Raw genomic sequence first — 22,424 nt, forward strand, 5'->3', positions numbered from 1 at the left:
GCCTAAAAAGTGATCGTCTGGCCGCTAACCCGCTCCAGACGTTCAATCACATCCGGCGTCGGCTCGCCAGTGATCGGGAGCCCGCGGTCAAGCTGGAAACGCTGGATCGCCATTTCCGTGTTGGCCCCCATCAGCCCGTCGGCGGCAAGCGGCCCGTAGCCAAGATCGGACAGGAGCTGTTGAACCACCGCGAGCTTCCGGTCCGCGTCGGCAGGAAGTGCCCCACTGCGCGCGGCTTCGGGCAGGGCAGACACAGGCACCGCAGGCGTGGGCACCGCAGGCGCGGGGGCTTGAAGAGAGGCATAGCGCTGCCCCGGCTTCGGACGCGGGACCGGTGCGGCGGCATCGACATCCCCGCCCTGAAGAAGCTCTGTAACCGGGTCATTGGAAGCAGGCTCCGGCAGATCGTACAATAACAGGCTTGCCAGCAATTCTTCCGTCGCCTCGCCGGTTTCCACCCGTCCCAGCATGCGCTCGGCTTGCCGGATCGCACGCTCGGTCGCAGGCCCCTTCATCCCGTCGAGCGGCCCGATATAAAGGTCCATGCGGCGCAACGCGTTCTGGACATCCAGAACCAGGGCGGACACAGCCAGCGACCTTTGGACGAACTTCGGATCGGGACCGGATGTCAGTGCGCGTGCCCGCTCCCGGGTCTCAAACAGGGGGGCCGGATGGCTGCCGGACTGAAACCCGACCGCGTTGGCGACGATCAGGCTGCCGGTCAGAGCCATCAAGACGGCCCCGCCCGCAGCAACCGGATTATCGCGCGCAAAACTGCCCGCGCGCGCCAGAACTCCGTCCGGAGCAGCTTCCACGGCCTTTTTGGCCTGGCTCTTGGTCTTTTCCTTCCGCTTTCTGCTCATGCGATGACCCGCCAACCATGGGAAAACATACCGGCGGCGGATCCGCCGGGCCGCCTGCCTTTGAACCGAGCGATGCTTTCCAAGGTCACAGCCCTTCGTTCCATGCTGCAACATGTGCGCATAACCTGTGTGACACCGCGCGCCCGCAAGGGCCGTCCGGCGCCTTGTTTCTCGGCCCGCCTTGCGGCCGCGCACGCGGTATCGAGGGCTGCAAGCCAGCCCTGCCTGCACCATTCCCTCGATTGGCTATCGCCGGGATATATCAACATCAACAAACGGTTACGCACAAACTCAGTCCAATGCCCGACCCCTCGGGCAGTCCAGTTTCCCAGCCGTATGGAGCCATTTTCCAACCGACCACTTAAGGAACGATAAAGGATATTCGCAATTTCCCCTGAAAGACAAAAAACAGATCTTGAGCAACAGGTTAGGTGGGTTATCTAAAATTTTAAGGGTATTCCTGCCTGTATGGCAAGCTGGCGCCTTAACCGGTTTGTTAGCTTGCAGCGTGTATCTTCTAAGCACATCCGGGTTCGGATCATTTGGCAAACGGCACTGACCAGGGGTGCAGCATGTGGTTTCTTATCAGGACGGCGTTCTGGCTGACGCTGGTCCTCGCCCTGATTCCATTGGGATCGGGCCGGGACACCGGGACCGGCATCAGTGTCGATCCGGTCGCGGCCTATTTTGCCGTCAAGGCCACGGTGATGGACCTGTCGGGGTTTTGCGACCGCAATCCGGACGCCTGCGAAACCGGCGGCAAGGCCATCTCTGCGATCAGCACCCAGGCCCAGGAAGGCGCGCACATTGTATATGAATTCCTGAACTCGAAAACAGACGACGAAGCCGCACTCGAAACCGCCCCCCAAGAGGACGCCCCTCCAGCCATTCAAGAAACCGAACCGGTCGAAGCCCGATCCGCGCAGACAGCGCCAACCGGACCACTCGCGCCCGCCGGACCGGCTGACACCACTGCGCCAAACAGCACCGCTATTGCAACCGGTGAAACTGGCGCCGGGCTTGCCGGTGCGGATCTTCTCCCCAAGACGCCTGGTACCCTGACCCCGGAAGATCTCGTGGTCCCTTGGGGCGGCGGACCCGCTCCGTCCGCAAATCAAACCCCTCCGTCATCGCCCGGCAGCCCGATGCCAAAACCCAAACCTGCTCTGGACGGAAACGCCTGACGGGCCTGACCAAGACGGCGGCGTTTTGGGCAGCACCCGCCGCGCAAAGCCTGCAAGCAGTGATTTGCTTCCCCCGGCTTTCAGGCTATATGAACGCGCAGACCAACCGGCACGGCGGATCATGACGACATCAATCGACGACATTCTTGAAACTTTCGAATTCCTCGACGACTGGGAAGATCGCTACAAGTATCTGATCGATCTCGGCAAGGAGCTGCCCGGATTGCCGGAGGAGGACAAGTCCGACCTGAACAAGGTGCGCGGCTGCGTGTCCCAGGTCTGGCTGATCACGGCAATCGACCGCAGCGGCAATGTGCCCGTGCTGACCTATCGCGGCGACAGTGATGCGCTGATCGTTCAGGGACTGGTCGCAATCGTGCTCGCACTGTTTTCCGGAAAGACGGCCCGCGATATACTCGATACCGATGTGGAAGCGGTTTTCACCCAGCTCGGCCTGAAGGAGCATCTGACCCCACAACGCTCCAACGGCCTCAAGTCGATGGTCGGACGGATCAGGGCCGATGCCGAGCAAGCGCTTCAGGCCGCCTGATTGGAGCGGCCCGCCTTGGTTGCTTCAGCCGGGGCCAGTATATCTATGAACCACGGCTGACCCGGATTTGTCCGCGCTTTTCGGGCGCGGTCATCCTATATCCGTAAATATCGGAAAGACACCCAAGGGCGATTTTCAATATGGCCTTGCCTGATCTTGCGGGCAAATCGCGTGCGGCCTCGACCTCGGACACCCCCTTGAGGTGACAACACACATCAACAAGCACACCCGCCAATGTCGGCTCCAGTGCAGCAAGTGTTGCTTGTATCCGATCCCGCGCCGCCTGAACATCATTTGAAAACTCCGCGCCTGCGGTCTGAGCGCCGATCCTCCCCTTTCCAGTTGCCTCCATCTTCCATGTAGAGCCGAATGACGGCGTCAGACGGGCGAACTCATAATCCCTGCGCAAACGCTCTCCGGCAGCAATCCTGTCGGAAGACAGGAACGCTTCACCATTCTTGTCCTTGCGGCTGGCAAGCCAGGCAAGCGGGCTCTCCTTCAGGTTGACCGTCAGCCGTTCGACAGCTCCGGCGGACACGCCAGAGCAGACGGAATGCGCCATCTCGCGATGCTGCTCCAAAAATCCCTCTCCCTCGCCGAGGAACCGCTTCAAGGCTTTCCGGCCTGCCGGCGACACCTGATATCCGTTCGCGGTCCAGCTGAGAAAATCACGGCATACGAGCGTCTCCACGACATCGTCCAGGAGCGGGCTGGCAGATCTGCCCTTGCGCAGGATCTGCCATCTGGCGTCTTCACCCTCCCCTTCGCGGCTCAGAAACACGCCCGGTGCACTCAAGGCCCTCAAGGCACGCATCAGAGCTTTCACACCCGGGCCGCCGCGTTTCGCCATCCCGCTCATGCGCACTCCTTTTTGCCAAAGGAAAAGACCGGGTCGTCCTTCAGCGTAACAAGTGTTTCGATCTCGGACACCATTCCGTCAAAACACGGATCGTCGCGCCGGTCCTCGATCCGGCGGCAGGCGTAGTGAGCGGTGGAACGATCCTTCTTGTACCGGCGCGCCACGTCGGCCAAAGACAGGCCGAATTCAACATGTGCCAGATACATCAGCAGCTGACGGCCTTCACAGACATGCTTCGCGCCACGGCCCTTCCCGAAAAAGTCCAACGGCGGCACGCAATAGGCAAGCGATACATATGCTTCAGCCAGATGCAAATGGGCGGCTACCCGGCTGTCCCGCAACCTTTTCAACGGATTGGTGTTTCTGGCGGCCTTGCGGTTTCGCCGGCTGTTCCCCACGCGCTGCATTGCACTCCTCCAATCGATCAAGACATGGCACGAAAACAAGCTCTAGGCTTATTTTCCTACATCTTAGCAGCACGATCTGGAGTGGTGGATAACTATCCAAACAATCTTAAAATGAACACCCCATATTTACGCAGGGTCAAAACAAGAAAGCCGCCTGCTGTAACAGGCGGCTTCAAAAGCGCATTGCTCTTTTATGTGAATTACTTGGCGCGTTTACGCTGCTGGCCGAGACCCATCTTCTTGGCCAGTTCCGAACGGGCAGCTGCGTAGTTCGGTGCGACCATCGGATAGTCTGAAGCCAAGTCCCATTTGTCGCGGTACTCTTCCGGGGTCATGTCATAGTGAGTGCGCAGGTGGCGCTTCAACGACTTGAACTTCTTCCCGTCTTCCAGACAAATGATGTAGTCGGGGTGTACGGACTTCTTGATCGGAACAGCCGGGCGAAGCGGCTCGGGCTCCGGCTCCTGACTTACAGTCGAGGTCCGCTGAAGAGCGCCGTAAATCTCGTTGATCAGGTTCGGCAAGTCTGCCGAAGCGACTGTATTGTTGCTCACATACGCAGAAACAATGTCAGCCGTCAGGTCAATGAGATTGTTGTCTACCGGACTCTCTGTCATCTTTCATCCATTCTCTGCAGTTCATAAATTTTTCTACACAATGCCGCGGGAGGTCTTTGCAGGCGCAACCGTCCAAATATTGAGATACTTCTGCGCTACAATCGGGCAAATTGATTCTACTTCGCAGTCTGCGATTTCGGCTTTATATACCTGCCTTATCTGAAGGACAACCCCCAGACACTTAAAACACAAGTATTTATTTCATTAGTCGTGCAAAACGGAAAATAGTGCAGACCTCTAAACCGAAAGCCTGCGAAATATTGAATCCAAACAAGCCTGAGGAAAGGTGGCTCCTTTAAGGCAACCGGTTCCCCGAAGCGGTTGCCCTGCCTGCCTGTTCTAGTGTTTCACCTTGAGGGTCTTGGCGAGCGCGTCAAGCTTTGTATCGGCACAAGGCCTGTATCCAACAGCATATGCAGCCTTAGCCAGTAGATGTGCAGAAATTGGGGCAGTCAAAAGAAAAAACACAACCCCGGCGATCGCACGCGTCACCACACCCGCATCATTGCTGTAGATTGCCAGAGCCAAAAGCATTACGCCCGACCCGAGCGTACCGGCCTTGGAGCCGGCATGCATGCGCATATAGACGTCCTTCAAACGCAGAATGCCCAACGACGCCACCAAGGCAAATCCCGCCCCGATCACAAGCATAAGCCCGACAACAATATTCAAAACAGCGTCGATCATTTGCCTGCCTTCCTGCGCGCAATGCTTTCTTCAACTTCCGTGACGATTGCAGAATCGTGTTCGGTGCCGCGATTGAGAATGAACCGGGCGAACGCCACCGTTGCCAGAAAACCGACGAGGCCGAGCGTGATCGCAACGTCGATATAAAGCGGATAATTGCTCAGAATACCGAAGGCCGCCAGAAAGCCGATTCCCACTGCGACAAGCATGTCGAGAGCAACCACGCGATCCGGAAGGGTCGGCCCCTTGATCGTGCGAATACAGATGAGCACGAAGGACACCGACAGGATCGCCAGCGCCAACTGGGTGCAAACGGTCAGGAACTGGTCCGCAAACAGTTCGAAGGATGTCATCTGAACACCTCCAGGATCTTGCGTTCAAAGCCGTTCTTGATATCGGCTATGGTTTGGTCCGGATCGGGCACATCAATGCAGTGGATGTAAAGCGTCTTGCGGTCTTCGGAGACATCCATCGACAAGGTGCCCGGCGTCAGGGTGATCAGGCTGGCAAGCATCGTGATTTCGAAATCCCGGTCGACAGTCAACGGAAATGCAACAATGCCGGGCTGCAATTCGATTTTCGGCCGCAGAACAATGGTCGCCACCCGCCAGGCCGACAGAACCAGCTCGTACAGAAACAGGACAATCAGGGAAATCGCCTGTCCGTAGCGCCGGAAATAGGCACTGGTCCCGACCTGTTCACGGATCAGGAATAGCGCCCCTGCCCCGAGCACGAAGCCGAACACGAGGTTGACGACCGAGAAACTGCCCGAGACCGCGCCCCAGGCAAGGGCCATCAGAATGTTGATCAGAAACAGGCCTTGCATCACTGGTCTCCAAAGACGGAACGGATATAGCCGAGCGGCTCGACAACCCCGCTGGCCCCGCGCGCGGTCAGCTCGAACATCCATTCCGGCTGCAGGCCGAAATAGATCACCAGCGCGGTCAGGATGCCGAGCGGTATCCAGATGGCCGAAGACGTTGCACCGGCAGCAGCCGCAGGCAGCGCGACCGCTGAGCCATCAGGTGTGCCTTCCGGCCCGCCCCGCCAGAATGCGTAGATCCAGGCCCGGCCCATGGCAATTGTGGTGAGGAACCCGCTCAACAGGATCGAAGCCCCAAGCCAGCCCCGGCCATCCTGAAAGGCAGCATCTACCAGCATCACCTTCGGCCAGAAACCGGAGAAGGGTGGCAGGCCGGATACGGCAAAACCAAGGATCAGAAACACGAAGGCAAAAACCGGATTGGCGCCGTAGATGCCCCCCGATTCCCGCAGGCTGTAGCTGCCCGTCAGCATCGCGACAATGCCTGCTGCCATATAGAGCGCGGTCATGACGATGATCGAATGGACCGCATAAAAGATCGCCCCGGAAATCGCCAGATTGGTGCCGACCGCCAAACCGGCCAGCATAGAGCCGATGCCCATGATCACCAGATAACCGAGCAGGCGGCGCAGCTCGGTTTGCGCCAGAGCTCCCATCGCGCCGGTCAGCATGGTCGCAATCGCAACCACCGAAATCACATCGGCCATGTAGTCGCGCGAGGCCGGCATCAGCACAAGGAAGATGCGGATCAGCGCGTAGACACCAACCTTGGTAAGCAATCCGGCAAACACTGCCGAAACGACAACATTCGGCGTATGGTAGGAGGCGGGAAGCCAGAAGTTGACCGGAAACGCCGCTGCTTTCATGGCAAAGGCCATCAAAAACAGTGCCGCAACCACGGCAAGAGTACCGGATGCAGGGTTGTTCAGCTCTGAGATTTTTGTCGCAAGGTCTGCCATGTTCAGCGTGCCGAACATGCCATAGAGCAGCCCCGTGCCGATCAGGAACAGGTTGGTTCCGACCAGATTGAGCACACCATACTTCACTGCCCCGTCGAGCTGCGGACGCTCGTTGCCGAGCACGATCAACCCGTAGGACGAGATCAGCAGCACCTCGAACCAGACATAGAGATTGAAAATATCTCCGGTCAGAAACGCACCGCTGACACCCGTCAACAGCAACAGGAGAAACGGAAAGAAGCCGTAGCGGCGTCCGGTATGGTCTACCGAAATGGTGCCGTATAGCCCGGCGGAAAAGGCGACAATCGAGGCAATCAGGGACAGGGTCGCACCGAGCGCATCGACGGTGAAAGCGATACCGAAAGGCGGTAGCCAGCCGCCCATGACCATGGTGATGACACCCTTGTCGAGCACGCGCGCCAAGAGCCCCAGATTGGCAAGCACCAACAAGGTCAGAAACGCCATGCCAAGACGCGGCTGCCATGCGGTGTTCTTGCGCAGCATCAGGCAGAGCGCACCACCGATCATGGTAATCAGGACAGGTGCCACCACGAGCCAGTCGCCCGCCGCAACCGGCTGCGTCACCATCGCTTGGGAAAAATCAACGGAAGCGTAAGATCCGGCCATTTCGGTCAGTATCCTTGGGGGGGAGCTGGGTCGTTTTCAGGTTCGGCGATGCGCATCTCGTTGACGTCATCCGTGCCGGTTTCCTGATAGGCGCGGAACGCCAGCACCAGCAGAAAGGCAAAGAACGAGAACGAGATCACGATCGCCGTCAGGACAAGCGCCTGTGGCAGCGGGTTGGCCGTAGCCTCTGCCGGCACATAAAGGTCGGCCGGGATCACCGGCGGCACCTCGCGCGTCAGCCGCCCGCTGGTGAAAATGAGCATGTTGACCGCATTGCCCAGGATGACGATGCCGAGCAGCATCCGCACCAGTTGCTTCGACAGCATCAGGTAGACGGCAACCGCAAAAAACAGGCCGATCAGGACCGCAAGACCGGTTTCCATCAGTCGCTCTCCCTTTCTTCCAGGGCAAGCGCAATGGACGAGATTGCCCCGACAACCACGAGATAGACTCCGATGTCAAAGACGAGCGGTGTCGACAAGGCGACATCGACGTCGAAGAACTTGAACTCCAGCCACTGGCTGGTCATGAAGGGCTGGCGGTAGACAAAGGACGGCAGACCGGCAATTGCCCCCAGGAACAGGCCGAACCCGGAAATTCCCATCGGGTGAAACACGATGGCCCGGCGCACCGAGGCCACGCCACAACCGATCCCGTAGATCGCGAGGGACGAGGCCGCGATCAAACCGCCGATGAAGCCGCCGCCCGGTTCATTGTGACCACGCAACAGCACGAAGATGGAAAACAGCACCATAAGGGCCGCCAGATAGGGCGCGATGGTGCGGAAGATGATCGTTCGCATCAGCGCAGCTCCGCTTTCTTGGTCTTGTCGTGAGGGGCCTTGACCGGGTCACGTGCAGGATCAGGATGCCCGCGTACGCGGATCAACGCCAGAACGCACAGGCCGGTCAGGCACACGACCGCGATTTCGCCCAGCGTATCGATGCCGCGGAAGTCAACGAGAATGACGTTGACGATGTTGCGGCCATGGGCGATCGAACGGCTGTATTCGGTAAAGAACTCCGACAGGCGCAAATCGAACGGTTGCTGGGTGATCGCGATCAGGGTGAGTGCAAGCCCCGTCCCGACCGCGATCGAGACCACACCAGTCACGAGCGCTGGACGCCACGGCCGGTGATCGCGCGGCTTGAGGTTCAGCCTTGTCATCACAAGGGCGAGGATCACGACCGACAGGGTCTCGACCATCAGCTGGGTAAAGGCCAGATCGGGGGCCGCGAACATCATGAAGATCAGCGCCACGGCAAACCCCTGGATCCCCAGGGAGACAATCGCCGTCAGGCGGGTCTTGGCAATCAGGACCGCGGCCAGACCGATCACCGCGATCAGGAACACACCCCACTCATAGAAACGGTACTCGGGGAAGTCGGGCATGGCCGGCCAGCCGCCGCCGAGATAGCCGGGCACAAGCAGAACAAGCGCGGTGACAGCAAAGATCACCAGCATGTAGGTCTGCATCCGCCCGCCCTGCACCGCACGTGTAAAGGCCGTCGACAGCTTGACGATGCCGGTGATGAACTGGTCGAACCCCTTGTCCGGTCCCCAGCCAATTGCATTCAGCGCGGCCGTCACCATGCCCCGCATGCGGTCGATCTGGGTAAACAGAAAGATACCGACGGCAATGGTGATGATCGATAGGATCAACGGTGCGCTGATGTAACCGGGGATCAGATGCAGCTCGACATCCGTCGTGGTGCCGTTGACCGCCGACAGCATCGGCCCGATGAGGTAGTCTCCGGTCGCATAGGTGGCAAGTGCGGTGATCAGGCCGATTACCGACAGGACAACCGGACCGGAAAACAGCAGGATCGGACCCTCATGGGGCGTTTTCGGCGTCTCCACCTTCTTGCCGGTAAAGGGCTTCAGGGCAACAGCAGCGGCAACCGCCAGCATCAGGGAGTTGCCGATGACCGCGACCGCGCTCAGGAGCAGACCGCCTTCGGGCAATCCCCAGGTCCCGTAATAAAGCACTTCCTTGGCGATAAAGCCGATAAAGGGCGGCAGACCGGACATGGAGAGCGCAGCCAGACAGGCCGCGGCAAAGGTAATCGGCATGGCACGGCCGAGGCCGCCCAGCTTGGTGATGTCCCGGGTACCGGCTTCGTGGTCAACCGCACCAGCGACCATGAACAGCGCGCCCTTGAACAGGGAGTGCGCCAGCAGATAGAGCACTGCCCCTTCCAGAGCCTTTTCCGAACTCGTACCGGTCAACATCACCAGAAGCCCGAGAGAGGCCACCGTGGTGTAGGCGAGCATCAGCTTCAGGTCTGTCTGGCGCACAGCCAGAATGGTACCGACAAGCAATGTGATACCGCCAAAGATCGGCAGCACCGTTGTCCAGAGCTCCGTTCCGCCCAAGAGCGGATGCATGCGCATCAACAGATAGACGCCAGCCTTGACCATGGTGGCCGAGTGCAGGAACGCGGACACAGGTGTTGGCGCTTCCATGGCGTTGGGAAGCCAGAAATGGAATGGAAACTGAGCCGACTTGGTAAACGCGCCGCCAAGAATGAGGATGAAGATCGGCACGTAAAGCCCGCTGTTGCGGATCACATCCGGGTCGCGCAGAAGGGCCGACATCTCGATCTGGCCGGTCGCGCTGATGATCAGGATGAAACCTGCCAAAAGCGCCAGACCGCCGCCGCCCGTAACGACAAGCGCCTGAATAGCCGCCCGGCGCGAGCGCTCCTTCAGGTGATTGAAGCCGATCAGCAGGAACGAAGTGATCGAGGTCAGCTCCCAGAACACGAACAGTGTCAGAAGGTTGTTGCCAAGCACCAGCCCCATCATCGCGCCCATGAACAGGAACAGGAATGAGAAGAACCGCCCCTGATGCGGATGGCCCTTCATGTAGCCGCCCGCATACAGGATGATGAATGTCCCGATCCCGGAGATCAGCAGCGCGAACACCACCGACAGGCCGTCAATATAGAAGGACAGGTTGAGGCCATAGGCGGGCGCCCAGTCACGGATGGCAACGAAGGTCTGACCGTCGGCCACCGCCGGAACATATCCGGCGAAGTGAAAGAACACCCAGGCCGGGACAAGCGCCAGAACCCAGGAGGCATTATGGCCGAACAACCGGGTGAGATAAGGGGCGATTGCGGCCGCGAAAAAAGGCGCCAGAACGGCGAGGATGGTGGTCAGCGTATTGCTGTCGATCGCTACAGGCGTCATGTGTGTCTCGGGTCACTTCATTCCGGGAGGAACATGCGGACTTCGGGCCACGTCAGGCAGCCCATGACAAGCGGCCGAACCGGTCAGGGTCCAGCCAAACATGACGAGGTCTTACGATCTACAATAATGCTGCGCAAGTGTAATCGACCTGTTTCCAGAATATCCGGCACCAGTCACTGGATTTCTACTGGACATGCAAGGAAAGCAGGCGGGCATCGGTGATCCTTATACAATCAGACAATTTTTCGTCTCCAAGTGGGGATGCGATATTGTTTGGTCAATCTCGAAATGACGAAAAAACTGCCGAAAGGACTTTTTTCATCCAACTTCCCGGCACAAGCAAAAGACCGCACGCCACGCTTGCCCAAGCCGGAATCCGGGGAAACCGGGCATGCTCACCGGGCAAGGCAAACATCAGAAACCTTGCCAAGGGCAAAACGACGCAGAAACGGACTGACCGCATTGTTACCCTGCCATGCAACCCGCCGGGCTGTGTCACTTGCAAGGCGCCCGTCTGCCGGCGTTTCGCAGAACAAACCCATCTTGAAGGACGAGCCGGCGTCGCTCATCATCCTTGCCGCGGCGCAAAATGCGACCTATCTAGCGGGGTCTGCAATAATCAGCGAGGGAGCCCGACATGACGGACACCATTTCCGGCAAGGTTGAAAAAAGCCTGGACGACTGGCGGGATCAGCTGACTCAGGAACAGTTCTATGTGACACGTCAGTCCGGAACCGAGCGTCCGTTTACCGGCCCGTTCTGGAACAGTTTCGAAACCGGCCGCTATGATTGCGTGTGCTGCGGAGCGCCGCTGTTTCTGTCGGACACCAAGTTCGACGCCGGCTGCGGCTGGCCGAGCTTTTTCCAGGCTGTGACACCAGATGCGATCACCGAGATCGAGGACCGTTCACATGGCATGGTGCGTACCGAGATCCGCTGCAGCCGATGTGATGCGCATCTGGGCCATGTGTTTCCAGACGGACCACCCCCGACGGGCTTGCGCTATTGCATGAATGGCCACGCCATGCAGTTTGAGCCGGAAGGATCGTGAAACCTCCTTCGGTCTAAACTTACTCGAGACGAAAAACCGGATTTGATCGGCGCGGTCCAGCAAGAACTGTCCCTGTTCCTGCCCCTCAACGGCCTTGCCCCAACTTTATGATGTCGCGGATCTTCGACCTCGCGCAAATCGGCATCGTGCCGTCTTGTGCGGTGGTCCCGCGCGAAGTGTTGCTTGCACACGGGGCGGGATGGCGGATCGGGCTCGTGGTCATGTCCACCGTTGCGGACATGACACTCGACGGCTGGCTTCCGGGGCGGATCCACGACGTCAGCGGACCCTATTAGCCCCCCTCCATCAACGGCATCGCCAGGGCCCTTGTGAATGTCGCGGATAGTGCTCACTCTGGTCCACACGCGCACCGGGCGCAGCAACATGACGCCCAGTTGAGCTGGAATCGCCTCCAAAACAGACCTGTCAAGATGCATTTGCATCTATCGGCGCGGATGATTTCCGGCCACCCTTTTCATATCGCGTTACATTCGAATGGAGGCAAACGTGACTTCTTCCTTATTTCCAATGGCCCTGCTGTTGATTCTCGCACCCGCCACAGCCCTTGCCGGCAAGTTACCAGACACCGCAAAACCTGTTTCAGCAGCGGAACTAACGAAAATATACAGCAACAAGTCGACAAACTGGTCCAAGAGCCGGGCATATTTCGCACCTGACGGAGCTTATTACATTATCGGAAAGAACAAGAACTGGTACGGCACCGGCAAGTGGAATGTAAAAGGCAATCGAATTTGCGCAAGAGTGAAATGGCGAACGGTAGACCGGAAAGACACCGGCAAAGCCCTGAATTGCTGGACTTGGTACAAGGACGGACGCGGCTATGTGATGGTCCATAACAAGGAGGGCCGAAAAAGCGACGACTACTATACCAGCGAAAGGAGCAAATTGTCTCGCGGCGACAAAGTTACCAGGACCTACTACCAACTGTCCCAAAAATAGAACACGAGCCATGCGCGGCCGGCTACATCGCCGATGGTTCTCTCACGATCAACCAAGTCAACTGATCGCACTGAAGGCGCTGACGATCAGCCAGACCTGCGAGAGCAGAACCACACCTACAACAAAGACATGATAGCCGGACCGCTCCACCCGGATGGCAGACAGAACCAAAGCAACGATCGCGAGCTGGCGCACGAGATAGGACGGCCCGAGTTCCTGAAAGTGTTCTATCCCTTTCAGCCGGGTGTCGGCGACATCGACCAGAAACAGAACTGCCAGCAGGCTGTAGATCCACGCCCTCCGGCGCAGAAAATAGTCCTTGTAGCCGGAATACTCCTCCATTTTCTCCGGATAAAGCACCGCGGAAATGAAGAAATAAATCGCCGCAAAAAAGATGTGAAACAGGTAGCTCTCGAAAGTCCATGTATCGACGCTGACGAGCGCAAATTCGAACCACCAGAAAAACGTCACGCCCAGCAACATGTAGAGTGACCAGCCAAGGTGAACGCTGTAGATCGGAATTTTTCCCGGATGCTGAACAAACAGCGCGAGCCCGTTCATGAGCCGCGCCATGCCCAGCCCGACCACCATTCCCATGATGATACGCACATGCACGAACTCGGCCGAACTGGTGGCGGCAGTGTCCATCACGCCTCCTCTTAATCGGGAAAGGCAGCTCCCGGCTGCAAATGGTGGTTGCGCCCAGCCTAGAACATCCGGCAGGTCCCGCTAGAGTGATATTTTTGACGATGCCCTGGACCGGCTGGCGTCAGGGATGATGTGCAAATCGCGGTGAGCAAGTCCGATTACAGGGGCTTTACCGGATCAACCCGGAAAGCCGCTGTTTCAACCGCGTCCGCAGCTCTCCGGTCCCGGCTCTGTGCATTGCTTGACCGGGACGGCAATCCGGTCGACGAAACCGCCTCTCAGAAGCTGACCGGGTTTGACTTGACGAGCCTTTCCCTTGCCCTGTCGTTATCCCTTGCGCCGCAACAGCCAGACGAAGAACACGCCGCCGATCAGGCCGGTGACAATACCGATCGGCATGTCTTCGGGGGCCATCACGGTGCGGGCCAGAATGTCGGCCCAGATCAGGAAAATCGCACCAGCGAGCATGGATGCGGGAATGACGCGTGCATAATTGCCGCCAGCGGCAAACCGGACAATATGCGGGATCATCAACCCGACAAAGCCGATAATGCCTGAAAAGGCGACCATCACGCCGGTGATCAGCGCCCCGGCGACAAAAACCGTCAGACGGAACCGGACAACGGGTATGCCGAGCGTCGAGGCGCTTTCATCGCCGATGGTCATGGCATTCAGATCTCCCGACTTGACCCAAAGCCAAGCGCCGCACAGGCTCAAGACACCAAGCGGAAACAAAAGGTGGCTCCACTGGGCAAGGCCCAACCCACCAAGCATCCAGAACACCACCGTGTGGGTGGCGCGCGGGTCCCCCAGGAAGATCAGGACATTCGCCAGGGCCATGACGATGAAGGACACCGCGACACCGGACAATACCAGCCGGTCGGCGCTGGTGGCCGCCGCAAAGCGCGTGACTGCCAGCACCAGCAGGGTCGCAATCAAGGACCCTGCAAAAGCCATCAGCGGCGCGGTGAGCAGGCCGAGGAACAGGCCGGTGTGAAGCAGCGCCAGAATCGCACCAAAGGCACCGCCGGAAGAAATCCCCAACAGATGCGGGTCGGCCAGCGGATTGCGTGTGACCGACTGGAGCGCGGCCCCGACGACGGCCAGTCCTGCCCCAACGAGGGCTGCCAGAATCACTCTTGGGAACCGGATATCCCAGACGATAGCCTCCCGCCCCTGCGACCAGTCGGCTTCGATCAGCCCGGGTACCATCTTGTTGACGGCAATGCCGAACACGGTGCCGGCCGGGACCGGAACCGCCCCGATGCCAACACCGATCACCATGGACAGGATCAGAAGACCACCTCCGCAAAGCATGGCGGCTCCGAACCCCCAGGCGCGTTTTCCGGCGCGAGGCCGGTCCCCGGAAGCACCTTCAACGGTGGCGGCGGCGTCTTCAATCCTGTCCGTCATGCCTTATTCGCCCCAGAAACCGTTTGCGAGTTTCCGGACCGCCTTGATATTGCGCGGCCCAGGCGTCGCCTCGACATATTCAAGGACGACGAAGCGGTCGTTCCGGACCGCATCAATGCCGTTCAGCGCCGGATTGGACTTCATGAACGCGATCTTCTCGTCGGCCGTGACCTCACCATAATTGACAATCACCACGGCTTCCGGATTGCGGTCAACCACCGTTTCCCAATCGACCCGCGCCCAGCTCTTGTCGAAATCATCAAGCACGTTAACGCCGCCAGCCGCCTCGATCAGGGCTGTCGGCATGGCGTAGCGGCCTGCCGTGAAGGGCCGGTCCTCGCCACTGTCATAAACAAAGACGCGCAAGGGCGCGTCCCCCTTGGCAAGACCTTCGGCGAATTCCGCAAGATCGGCCTTGTAGCCTGCAACAAGCGCTTCAGCCCGGTCCTCGACCCCGAATATCTTTCCAAGGTTGATGAGGTCATTGTACATGTCATCCATGGAGACCTTCGGCTTCTCACCGAGATGGATGCAGGATTCGGTCAGCTCATAGACGTTAATGCCGAACGGCTTGAGGGTTTCCGGCGTCACTTCGCCGCCCACCTTCATGCCATAGTTCCAGCCTGCGAAGTAAAAATCCGCATCCGCGCCGATCAGCACTTCCCTTGTCGGATAATCCGCCGACAGCTCGGGCAGCCGATCCACACCACTGCGCATATTCTCATCAAGCTTGTGCCAGCCGGAAATGCCGGTGTAGCCCACCATGCGATCAGCCAGTCCCAGCACAAGCATCATCTCGGTCAGGTTGACGTCATTGGAGACAGCCGCCTTGGGCGGCTCGTCGAAGGTGACGGAGCGGTTACAGCTTTCGACCGTGGTCTGCGCGAATGCGCTGCCCGATAAAAGCGAAATGCCAAGCGTCAGGGCGATGCGGTTCATAGGGTTTCCTCCTGAGGTTTTTACAAGTGAAAGGTAAAATGCCGGTCGCCGCTCGGCTCCAGCCTCTGGACCTGCGTGCTGACGGAAAAGGCGGCTGCCACCCGGTCCGGGGTCAAAACGGTTTCAGGCGCCCCGAAGGCAAGCGCCTTGCCCCTGGCCAGCACCAGAACGTCATCGCAGAGGCCTGCAGCCATGTTCAGGTCATGCAGACTGGTGACGATGGTGATCGGCAAGCCGCGCAAGAGCGCCATGATCTCAAGCTGATGCCGGATGTCGAGATGGTTGGTCGGCTCGTCGAGAATAAGCAGGCGCGGTTCTTGGCAAAGCGCACGAGCGACCATCACCCGCTGGCGTTCCCCCCCCGACAAGGTACCGAAGGCGCGGGCCTGCAGCGGCCACAGATCCATGCGGATCAGCGCCGCCTCCACGATCTCGCTGTCCCGCGCCCCGCCACGCGCAAAACCCCGCCCGTGGGGGATCCGGCCAAGGGCTGCAATCTCGCGCACGCTTAACGAAAAATCGGCCGCCTGTTCCTGAAGCACGGCGGCGATCTTGCAGGCCGCCGCCCGGGCGCTCAAGCGCCAGATATCATCGCCATCGACAAGAACCCGGCCGGTCCTCGGCTTGTGGAGCCGGTAAAGCAGCCTGAGCAGGGTGGACTTGCCAGCGCCATTGGCTCCGACCACCCCCAGAATACGGCCGGGCGTCAGCTCGAACGAGACCGGATGCAGCAGGACACTCTGCCGGTCCGGCCCCCACGAAGCGCCGTCGACAGCAAGGGCCGCACCGGTCAAGACACGTTCACCTTGCTGGATTCGCTGGCGATCATCGCGGCAGGTATGCGGGCCAGCGTGGTGCGGCGCAACTTCCCCGGACGGGTCGGTGACGAACACCATCCGTCTTCCAGACCCCGGTATTGGGCGGCAAAGGCGACCAGATCGTCGATATCCTCGTCCGGATCGATGTCACCGAACAGATACGTGGCCTTGCCGCTCGCCCGGTAGGCCACCGTGCAGGGCCGTGAACACCCGGCCATGCAGGCTATCCCGGACACCTCGAAGGACGCGCCGGTGAGCGGCGCCGCAACAGCCAAGGCGTCCTGCAACTTTTTCATCAGTTCGAAACCGGGACGGCAGTCGCTGCCCTGGTGACGGCACGTCGTGCAGACGAAAATCCTGTGGGTGTCTTCAGCCATTGCTTCGCCTCACGCTCCTGCCCCGCCGGGTCCGTCTGCACCCTTGTTCACGCCGTCATAGTTTTCCGGCGCAATGCCTTGCGATCTCTTCAGCGCCGAATGAGCGGCTGCCCTTGCGGGCACCGCCGCCCCCGTCATGCCATCGGGGTTTGTGTTTTGTAATGTTATTACATTACAATTGTCAAAGCCTGCAATGGGCTCCGTCGCGCCATTGTGAAGCATCGCCCGCGCGGCGCGGTCGCTCAGACTGGCGGCAAAGTCAGCCGCATTCAGAAGAGGAAGTGGTTCGGTCGTCCGGGACATATCGCCCTCCGCGATTGCGCGAGGTGCGGACAAGGACGGTCAGACCGGATTTTGGCGAGGCAGAAAGCCTGCAGGAACAAATCATGTCATCAGCCTTCTCCGGGACACCCCGCCCGGGTTGCGTTTCAGATCGTCCATGGCAGGTCTCCTGACTTGCGGGTCACTGCTTGCCTGAACCTTCCCGGGGCTTACCGGTGGCGTTTTCAGGGTCGCTCGCCGCTCACAGTTGCGGGGGCAGTCACGGATTTGGCGCCTGATAGCTACACCTCACCATGTTCCCTTTTCATTCCGATCCAAAGCATGGACCCGGAAACCATGAACACCTCTTTCCTAGAGCGTGGCAGACTTGCGGTCAATGCGATCAGGCGGCAGGGTTAGGTTCTCAACCGACTTCTAATGTGGGACTACGGCTTCATCTTGAATGATCCTGGCCGCTTCCGCCCACACATCGATGTCTTTAAACACATCCGGGTAGAGATAATGTGCTGCCTGTAACAGAACGACCTGACGTGCAATCGGCCCATTGGCCTCAACCCAGTGATCGCTAACGTAATGCACGCGGTCATTTTTCACCGCGAAGAGCAATTGCCAGGCGGGGCTGGTTTCGTACATGCTTCCAGCACCGTAGTCGTATACAAAAATGACATCCGGGTTCTTGTCGAGAAGCGTCTCAAGCCCGACTTCCATGCCGAATTTGCCGCCCGGCGACATCGGGCCCATGACATTCTCACCGCCGATGGCAGAAAGAATCCCGGCAGTCGTGTTTTCGGTATGAAATGCAAAGGGAGATTTTCCGCCCCACATCACCACAAAACTCGGGTGCGTGTCCTTGGGCGCTTTTTCGGCAACATCTGCCAAAAGCGCTCGAAAATCGGCATTCAACTTCCGCCCACGCTCCGGCTTCCCAAGAATTTCCGACAATTCCGCCGTATCGTCAAAGCTGCTTTCCAGAAGCACCTGATCATAGGCCAGGTAGGAGGCGATCGACTGCAGCTGTTCGGCATTTGCCTCGGTGTGGCGGCGGATGGCAACAATCAGGTCCGGTGCGGCCTCGGACAACACTTCGAGATTCGGCTTTGCGCGCTGGCCGAGCTGTACCATGTCAGCTGTTTTGCCGAGAAGAAAATCGGGATGCCGGTTCGCAACCATATAACTTGTCGCGACCGGCTGAATGCCTAGCGCCAGCGCGACATCGGTTGCGAAATAGGAGAGGCTGGCAAGGCGTTTCGGCGCATCAGGCACTTCAACCTCGACACCACGGTCATCAATGATCGAACGGCTACCGGCCTCCGTCTGCGGCCCAAGCAGAAGAGCACCGCCAACAAATGCGGCCGCAAAAACAATCCCTGATTTCATGTCTGACCGACCCTTGGCCCAAATCACTCAAGCTCCATTTATGCGTCAGCAACTGCACCCGCTGAAAGTTTGCCTTGCAAAACTCCACAAGTTTCTAATTTTCATATATTATAATTATTTACATGCTTTCTTTCGCGCAGGCCTTGCATAGCCTCATGACGACCTGCGGGCATCTAGTCACAACACTTCACAGATCCGGGACAGCCGAGCTGCCCCGGAGTCGAAGCGGATTTTGCACTATTGTTCAATCGGTGACAGCAAGGCCGGATTGACCACCAGATTGCGAACGCCATGCGCCCCATGTTCCTCAAACGGATTGTCTTTTAACCAAGAGTCGACCGAGGAAATATTAACCTTGATTACCTTCGGTCGGACCGACCAGCTGACTTGAAATGGAGAGGCTTCCTCATTGTATACCGGGCCGGTGGTCGAGCCGATGTAATTCACCGGTTTACCCGCACCGGTTGGCAGGTTGATTGCCTGATGATAGCCGTTCGCCTCGCCTACCATGTTCAATTCGGTGAAATCGGCTGCAGTTTCATCATTTACAAGAACGAACACAAATGCCTCTACCCGCAACTGCGGATTTACCGTTACGTCATCCATGCAGGCATTCAAGGTGGGGCCGGGGGCGACTGCTGCTGTTGAATACACATAGTGGGCTTCAATCGTGTCTCCCGGCTTCAAATCACCATGCGGACCGCCCCCCACCTGAACACCAAGAGGCCGCAACTCTTCCTGCGTCAGCTGACCCGAATAGAGATACCCGGTCCCGTTTCCCTCGCCATCGCCGTTGCCAGCATAGTTCGTGAACTCCCCGCCCTTGTGTTCCGCCCCCTCATGGAAATGAATGTTACAGAGATTCATTCGGGTACGATCCGGAGCAGTTGCAAACACGATCGGATTGGCCCCCTCGTTGCTGTCGATGTCACGCGGCGCTTGCGGACCAAAACCCGCTCCTTCCGAAGTCTCCGCCAAGGCCGCCCGCTGCGCGTCAATCACACTGTCAGGCACAGGCTCCAGGATTTCAGCCCGGACCGGCGTCGCGGCACTAAATGTAATGATGGTGATAGCAGCAGCTGCTGCAAGTATCTTCTGTTGACGCATCAATTTACTCAACTTTATCGACCCGTTAATTCGCTCTCCCACCAATGAGAATTTTACATATTTCAAGTCACGCAGTCCCGAAGTTCCCACAACTTGATTATTAATTATCGTAAAGACTTAACCCAGGAATTCGCCTTACACACACTGGAACTGGACACACATCTATCAATCTAAAAGCGCGCCCCTGGGTATCCGTCATCTCTCGGAAACTTTTCAGATACGAAACCGGCTCCCCAGCCACATCGGTCAGGGATTGCAAAAAAGCGGCGCAGTTCGCATCCTGATCCGGTCTTCCCCCTTGCCCTTGAGCGCCAAAAAACCTAACTCGATCCCATGAAAACACGCCCCTCCCCTCCGCGCGCAGATGCGCGGCCCGTCACCCTGAAAACCCACGGCATCGCCCGCACCGACAGCTATTCCTGGCTGAGGGCGGACAATTGGCAAGACGTCATGCGCGACCCGGACGTGCTCGACGCAGACATCCGTACCTATCTGGAGGCGGAAAACGCCTATCAGGAGGCGGTGATGGCCCCGACGCGGGAGCTGCAGGACCAGCTCTTTGCCGAGATGCGCGGGCGGATCAAGGAAGACGACAGCTCCGTCCCCTCCCCCGACGGGCCATATGCTTACGGGCTCAAATATGTCACCGGCGGCCAGCATCCGCTGTTCACCCGCACACCGCGCGAGGGCGGAGACGAGACCATCCTGCTTGACGGCGACAAGGAAGCGGACGGCAAGGCCTATTTCAAATTCGGCGGCGCGAGCCACTCCCCCGACCACAAGCTGCTGGCCTGGGCCCATGACGACAAGGGCTCGGAATATTACACCCTTCAGATCCGCGATCTTGAGACAGGCAAGGATCTCGACACACGGATCGAGGACACCGGTGGCGGCGGAGTATTTTCCGAAGACAGCAAGCATGTGTTTTATGTCCGCCTCGACGCCAATCACCGTCCGTCAAAGCTGTTCCGCCACGAGATCGGCACCGATCCGGAAACCGACGTCCTGATCTATGAAGAAAAGGATCCGGGTTTCTTCATGGGCGTCGGCAAGACCCAGTCCGGCGACACCATCCTGATCGACATCCACGACCACGAGACCTCGGAAGTCTGGATGATCCCGGCACATCAGCCGCTGGAACATCCCGTTCTGATCGCCCCGCGCGACAAGGGCGTGGAATACTCTGTCGAGGACAATGGCGACACGCTCTACATCCTGACAAACGCGGGCCAGGCCGAAGACTTCAAGATCGTCACCGCACCGAAGGCAACGCCCGGCCGGGAGTTCTGGCAGGAGTACATTGCCCATGAATCCGGGCGGCTGATCCTGTCGCACACGGTTTACAAGACCTTCATGGTCCGGCTCGAACGCGAAGGCGGCCTGCCGCGCATCGTTGTGCGCCGTCTGGCCGACAATCTCGAACATAGCGTCGCCTTTGACGAGGAAGCCTATTCGCTCGGCCTCGGCGGCGGCTATGAATTCGACACGGTCACGATCCGCTTTTCCTATTCCTCCATGACGACGCCGGCGCAGACATTCGACTATAATGTCGACACCCGCGAACGGGTCTTGCGCAAGGAACAGGAAGTCCCGTCCGGCCACGTGGCTGCCGACTATGTCACCCGCCGCCTGCAGGCCCCTGCCGCCGACGGTGAGACGGTGCCCGTGTCGCTGTTTTACCACAAGGACACGCCGCTTGACGGCTCCGCGCCCTGCCTGCTTTACGGCTATGGCTCCTACGGCATCTCGATCCCGGCAAGCTTCAACACCAACGCCCTGTCACTTGCCGACCGGGGCTTTGTCTATGCCATTGCCCACATCCGGGGCGGCAAGGACAAGGGCTTCCGCTGGTACAAGGGCGGCCGGCGCGAAAAAAAGAAGAACACCTTCACCGACTTCATCGCCGCAGCCGACCATCTGGTTTCGGAGACATTCACCTCATATGACCGGATCGTCGCCCAGGGCGGATCGGCGGGCGGCATGCTGATGGGCGCGATTGCCAATCTGGCGCCGGAAAAATTCACCGGCATGATCGCCGAAGTGCCGTTTGTCGACGTGCTCAACACGATGCTTGACGACACCCTGCCGCTGACCCCCCCGGAATGGCCGGAATGGGGCAATCCGATCACCGACAAGAAGGCCTATCAGTACATCGCCTCCTATTCGCCATACGACAATGTCGAGGAAAAGGCCTATCCGGCGATCCTCGCCATCGGCGGATTGACCGACCCGCGCGTGACCTATTGGGAACCGGCCAAATGGGTCGCGAAGCTGCGCGAGAAGAAGACCGGCGACAGTCTCTTGATGCTGAAGACCAACATGGACGCAGGTCACGGCGGCGCTTCGGGCCGGTTTGACCGGCTGAAGGAAGTCGCCCTCAACCAGGCCTTTGCCCTGATGGTGGCCAACAAGGTCTGAACACCACAATTGTGAATGGAACATGTTCCGGATGCCGGGTTGCAGGTCAGCCCGGCATTTTCCTTGCCATATTCTCCGGCTCCCGTCCCGGTCAGTGAATCCGGTTGCAAGACATCTGCATTTGACATGTGCAGCATAGAAGTCGGCTTGACGTCATAACGAAGTGATTGTCAGGGGCGAGGGACGCACCCTTTCGAGGTTTATACCCCTCAGCCGGCACGTCCTCATGACGACCTAGTTGTGAGTTCTGAGAAGGTTGTTCA

General features: G+C 58.9%; 26 protein-coding genes and 1 riboswitch. Of the genes, 6 read left to right on the plus strand and 20 right to left on the minus strand.

Translation table 11 applies throughout. The features are described 5' to 3' along the window. Positions 1-2 precede the first annotated feature (2 nt). Positions 3-863, minus strand: coding sequence for a peptidoglycan-binding domain-containing protein (locus tag E1297_RS14900; RefSeq protein WP_155139499.1), 861 nt, complete (start codon positions 861-863; stop codon positions 3-5). 572 nt (positions 864-1,435) lie between these two features. On the opposite strand from E1297_RS14900, the gene E1297_RS14905 reads away from it, so the two are divergent. Together E1297_RS14905 and E1297_RS14910 are read left to right on the plus strand one after the other, a co-directional pair. Beyond that, positions 1,436-2,047, plus strand: coding sequence for a DUF5330 domain-containing protein (locus E1297_RS14905; RefSeq protein ID WP_155139501.1), 612 nt, complete (start codon positions 1,436-1,438; stop codon positions 2,045-2,047). Positions 2,048-2,168: 121 nt separating this feature from the next. Beyond that, positions 2,169-2,597: a SufE family protein gene (locus E1297_RS14910; protein ID WP_155139503.1), complete on the plus strand. Its 429-nt coding sequence runs from the start codon at positions 2,169-2,171 to the stop codon at positions 2,595-2,597. Between the two features lie 43 nt (positions 2,598-2,640). Here E1297_RS14910 and E1297_RS14915 read toward each other — a convergent pair whose 3' ends face one another. From E1297_RS14915 to E1297_RS14965, 11 genes are all read right to left on the minus strand, one after another. Beyond that, complete coding sequence (locus E1297_RS14915; protein ID WP_155139504.1) at positions 2,641-3,456, minus strand: DUF6456 domain-containing protein; 816 nt, start codon at positions 3,454-3,456, stop codon at positions 2,641-2,643. Beyond that, positions 3,453-3,863, minus strand: coding sequence for a helix-turn-helix domain-containing protein (locus E1297_RS14920; RefSeq protein WP_155139506.1), 411 nt, complete (start codon positions 3,861-3,863; stop codon positions 3,453-3,455). Before E1297_RS14920 ends, E1297_RS14915 begins: the two co-directional genes overlap by 4 nt. A 200-nt stretch (positions 3,864-4,063) precedes the next feature. Beyond that, complete coding sequence (locus E1297_RS14925; protein WP_155139508.1) at positions 4,064-4,480, minus strand: MucR family transcriptional regulator; 417 nt, start codon at positions 4,478-4,480, stop codon at positions 4,064-4,066. Between the two features lie 339 nt (positions 4,481-4,819). Further along, entirely contained in the window at positions 4,820-5,167 is a 348-nt protein-coding gene (mnhG, locus tag E1297_RS14930; protein ID WP_155139510.1) for a monovalent cation/H(+) antiporter subunit G, read from the minus strand. Continuing rightward, the gene (locus E1297_RS14935; protein WP_155139512.1) at positions 5,164-5,520 is read right to left on the minus strand and encodes a cation:proton antiporter; all 357 of its coding nucleotides are present in this window, start codon (positions 5,518-5,520) and stop codon (positions 5,164-5,166) included. Before E1297_RS14935 ends, mnhG begins: the two co-directional genes overlap by 4 nt. Further along, positions 5,517-5,993, minus strand: a complete 477-nt coding sequence (locus E1297_RS14940) for a Na+/H+ antiporter subunit E (protein WP_155139513.1) — start codon at positions 5,991-5,993, stop codon at positions 5,517-5,519. The genes E1297_RS14935 and E1297_RS14940 overlap by 4 nt, the downstream gene beginning before the upstream one ends. Beyond that, a complete protein-coding gene (locus E1297_RS14945; RefSeq protein WP_155139514.1) occupies positions 5,993-7,576 on the minus strand; it encodes a Na+/H+ antiporter subunit D in 1,584 nt (527 codons plus the stop codon). Before E1297_RS14945 ends, E1297_RS14940 begins: the two co-directional genes overlap by 1 nt. 5 nt (positions 7,577-7,581) lie before the next feature. Next, a complete protein-coding gene (locus E1297_RS14950) occupies positions 7,582-7,959 on the minus strand; it encodes a Na+/H+ antiporter subunit C (protein ID WP_155139515.1) in 378 nt (125 codons plus the stop codon). Next, positions 7,959-8,378, minus strand: coding sequence for a Na(+)/H(+) antiporter subunit B (locus tag E1297_RS14955; protein WP_155139516.1), 420 nt, complete (start codon positions 8,376-8,378; stop codon positions 7,959-7,961). The genes E1297_RS14950 and E1297_RS14955 overlap by 1 nt, the downstream gene beginning before the upstream one ends. Next, positions 8,378-10,771 (minus strand): putative monovalent cation/H+ antiporter subunit A, encoded by a 2,394-nt coding sequence (locus tag E1297_RS14960; RefSeq protein WP_155139517.1) that lies wholly within the window; start codon positions 10,769-10,771, stop codon positions 8,378-8,380. Before E1297_RS14960 ends, E1297_RS14955 begins: the two co-directional genes overlap by 1 nt. Before the next feature lie 395 nt (positions 10,772-11,166). Next, positions 11,167-11,340, minus strand: coding sequence for a hypothetical protein (locus E1297_RS14965; RefSeq protein ID WP_155139519.1), 174 nt, complete (start codon positions 11,338-11,340; stop codon positions 11,167-11,169). Between the two features lie 68 nt (positions 11,341-11,408). Here E1297_RS14965 and msrB point away from each other — a divergent pair, with 68 nt between their 5' ends. The 3 genes from msrB (at position 11,409) to E1297_RS14980 (ending at position 12,782) form a co-directional block, all read left to right on the plus strand. After that, the gene (msrB, locus tag E1297_RS14970) at positions 11,409-11,822 is read left to right on the plus strand and encodes a peptide-methionine (R)-S-oxide reductase MsrB (RefSeq protein ID WP_155139528.1); all 414 of its coding nucleotides are present in this window, start codon (positions 11,409-11,411) and stop codon (positions 11,820-11,822) included. Between the two features lie 110 nt (positions 11,823-11,932). After that, positions 11,933-12,118: a hypothetical protein gene (locus tag E1297_RS14975; protein ID WP_209015801.1), complete on the plus strand. Its 186-nt coding sequence runs from the start codon at positions 11,933-11,935 to the stop codon at positions 12,116-12,118. Positions 12,119-12,317: 199 nt separating this feature from the next. Then, positions 12,318-12,782, plus strand: coding sequence for a DUF995 domain-containing protein (locus tag E1297_RS14980; protein WP_155139531.1), 465 nt, complete (start codon positions 12,318-12,320; stop codon positions 12,780-12,782). A gap of 57 nt (positions 12,783-12,839) precedes the next feature. Here E1297_RS14980 and E1297_RS14985 read toward each other — a convergent pair whose 3' ends face one another. The 8 genes from E1297_RS14985 to E1297_RS15020 all read right to left on the minus strand — a co-directional run bounded on the left by E1297_RS14985 (position 12,840) and on the right by E1297_RS15020 (position 19,743). Then, positions 12,840-13,430: a hypothetical protein gene (locus tag E1297_RS14985; protein WP_155139533.1), complete on the minus strand. Its 591-nt coding sequence runs from the start codon at positions 13,428-13,430 to the stop codon at positions 12,840-12,842. 327 nt (positions 13,431-13,757) lie between these two features. Then, positions 13,758-14,747, minus strand: a complete 990-nt coding sequence (locus E1297_RS14990) for an iron ABC transporter permease (protein ID WP_196223325.1) — start codon at positions 14,745-14,747, stop codon at positions 13,758-13,760. A gap of 99 nt (positions 14,748-14,846) precedes the next feature. Then, positions 14,847-15,782 (minus strand): ABC transporter substrate-binding protein, encoded by a 936-nt coding sequence (locus tag E1297_RS14995; protein WP_155139537.1) that lies wholly within the window; start codon positions 15,780-15,782, stop codon positions 14,847-14,849. 20 nt (positions 15,783-15,802) lie between these two features. Continuing rightward, positions 15,803-16,576, minus strand: a complete 774-nt coding sequence (locus E1297_RS15000; RefSeq protein ID WP_155139539.1) for an ABC transporter ATP-binding protein — start codon at positions 16,574-16,576, stop codon at positions 15,803-15,805. Continuing rightward, complete coding sequence (locus E1297_RS15005; protein WP_155139541.1) at positions 16,573-16,977, minus strand: DUF1636 domain-containing protein; 405 nt, start codon at positions 16,975-16,977, stop codon at positions 16,573-16,575. The genes E1297_RS15000 and E1297_RS15005 overlap by 4 nt, the downstream gene beginning before the upstream one ends. A gap of 9 nt (positions 16,978-16,986) precedes the next feature. Then, complete coding sequence (locus E1297_RS15010; protein ID WP_155139542.1) at positions 16,987-17,280, minus strand: hypothetical protein; 294 nt, start codon at positions 17,278-17,280, stop codon at positions 16,987-16,989. Positions 17,281-17,400: 120 nt separating this feature from the next. Next, positions 17,401-17,613: riboswitch (cobalamin riboswitch) on the minus strand. 60 nt (positions 17,614-17,673) lie between these two features. Then, positions 17,674-18,636, minus strand: coding sequence for an ABC transporter substrate-binding protein (locus E1297_RS15015; protein WP_155139544.1), 963 nt, complete (start codon positions 18,634-18,636; stop codon positions 17,674-17,676). Between the two features lie 237 nt (positions 18,637-18,873). Next, a complete protein-coding gene (locus E1297_RS15020) occupies positions 18,874-19,743 on the minus strand; it encodes a delta-class carbonic anhydrase (protein ID WP_155139546.1) in 870 nt (289 codons plus the stop codon). Positions 19,744-20,076: 333 nt separating this feature from the next. Between E1297_RS15020 and E1297_RS15025 the strand changes: the two genes are divergently transcribed. Further along, positions 20,077-22,161, plus strand: a complete 2,085-nt coding sequence (locus tag E1297_RS15025; protein WP_155139548.1) for a S9 family peptidase — start codon at positions 20,077-20,079, stop codon at positions 22,159-22,161. Positions 22,162-22,424 lie beyond the last annotated feature (263 nt).

The organism is Roseibium sp. RKSG952 (genome assembly GCF_009711355.1).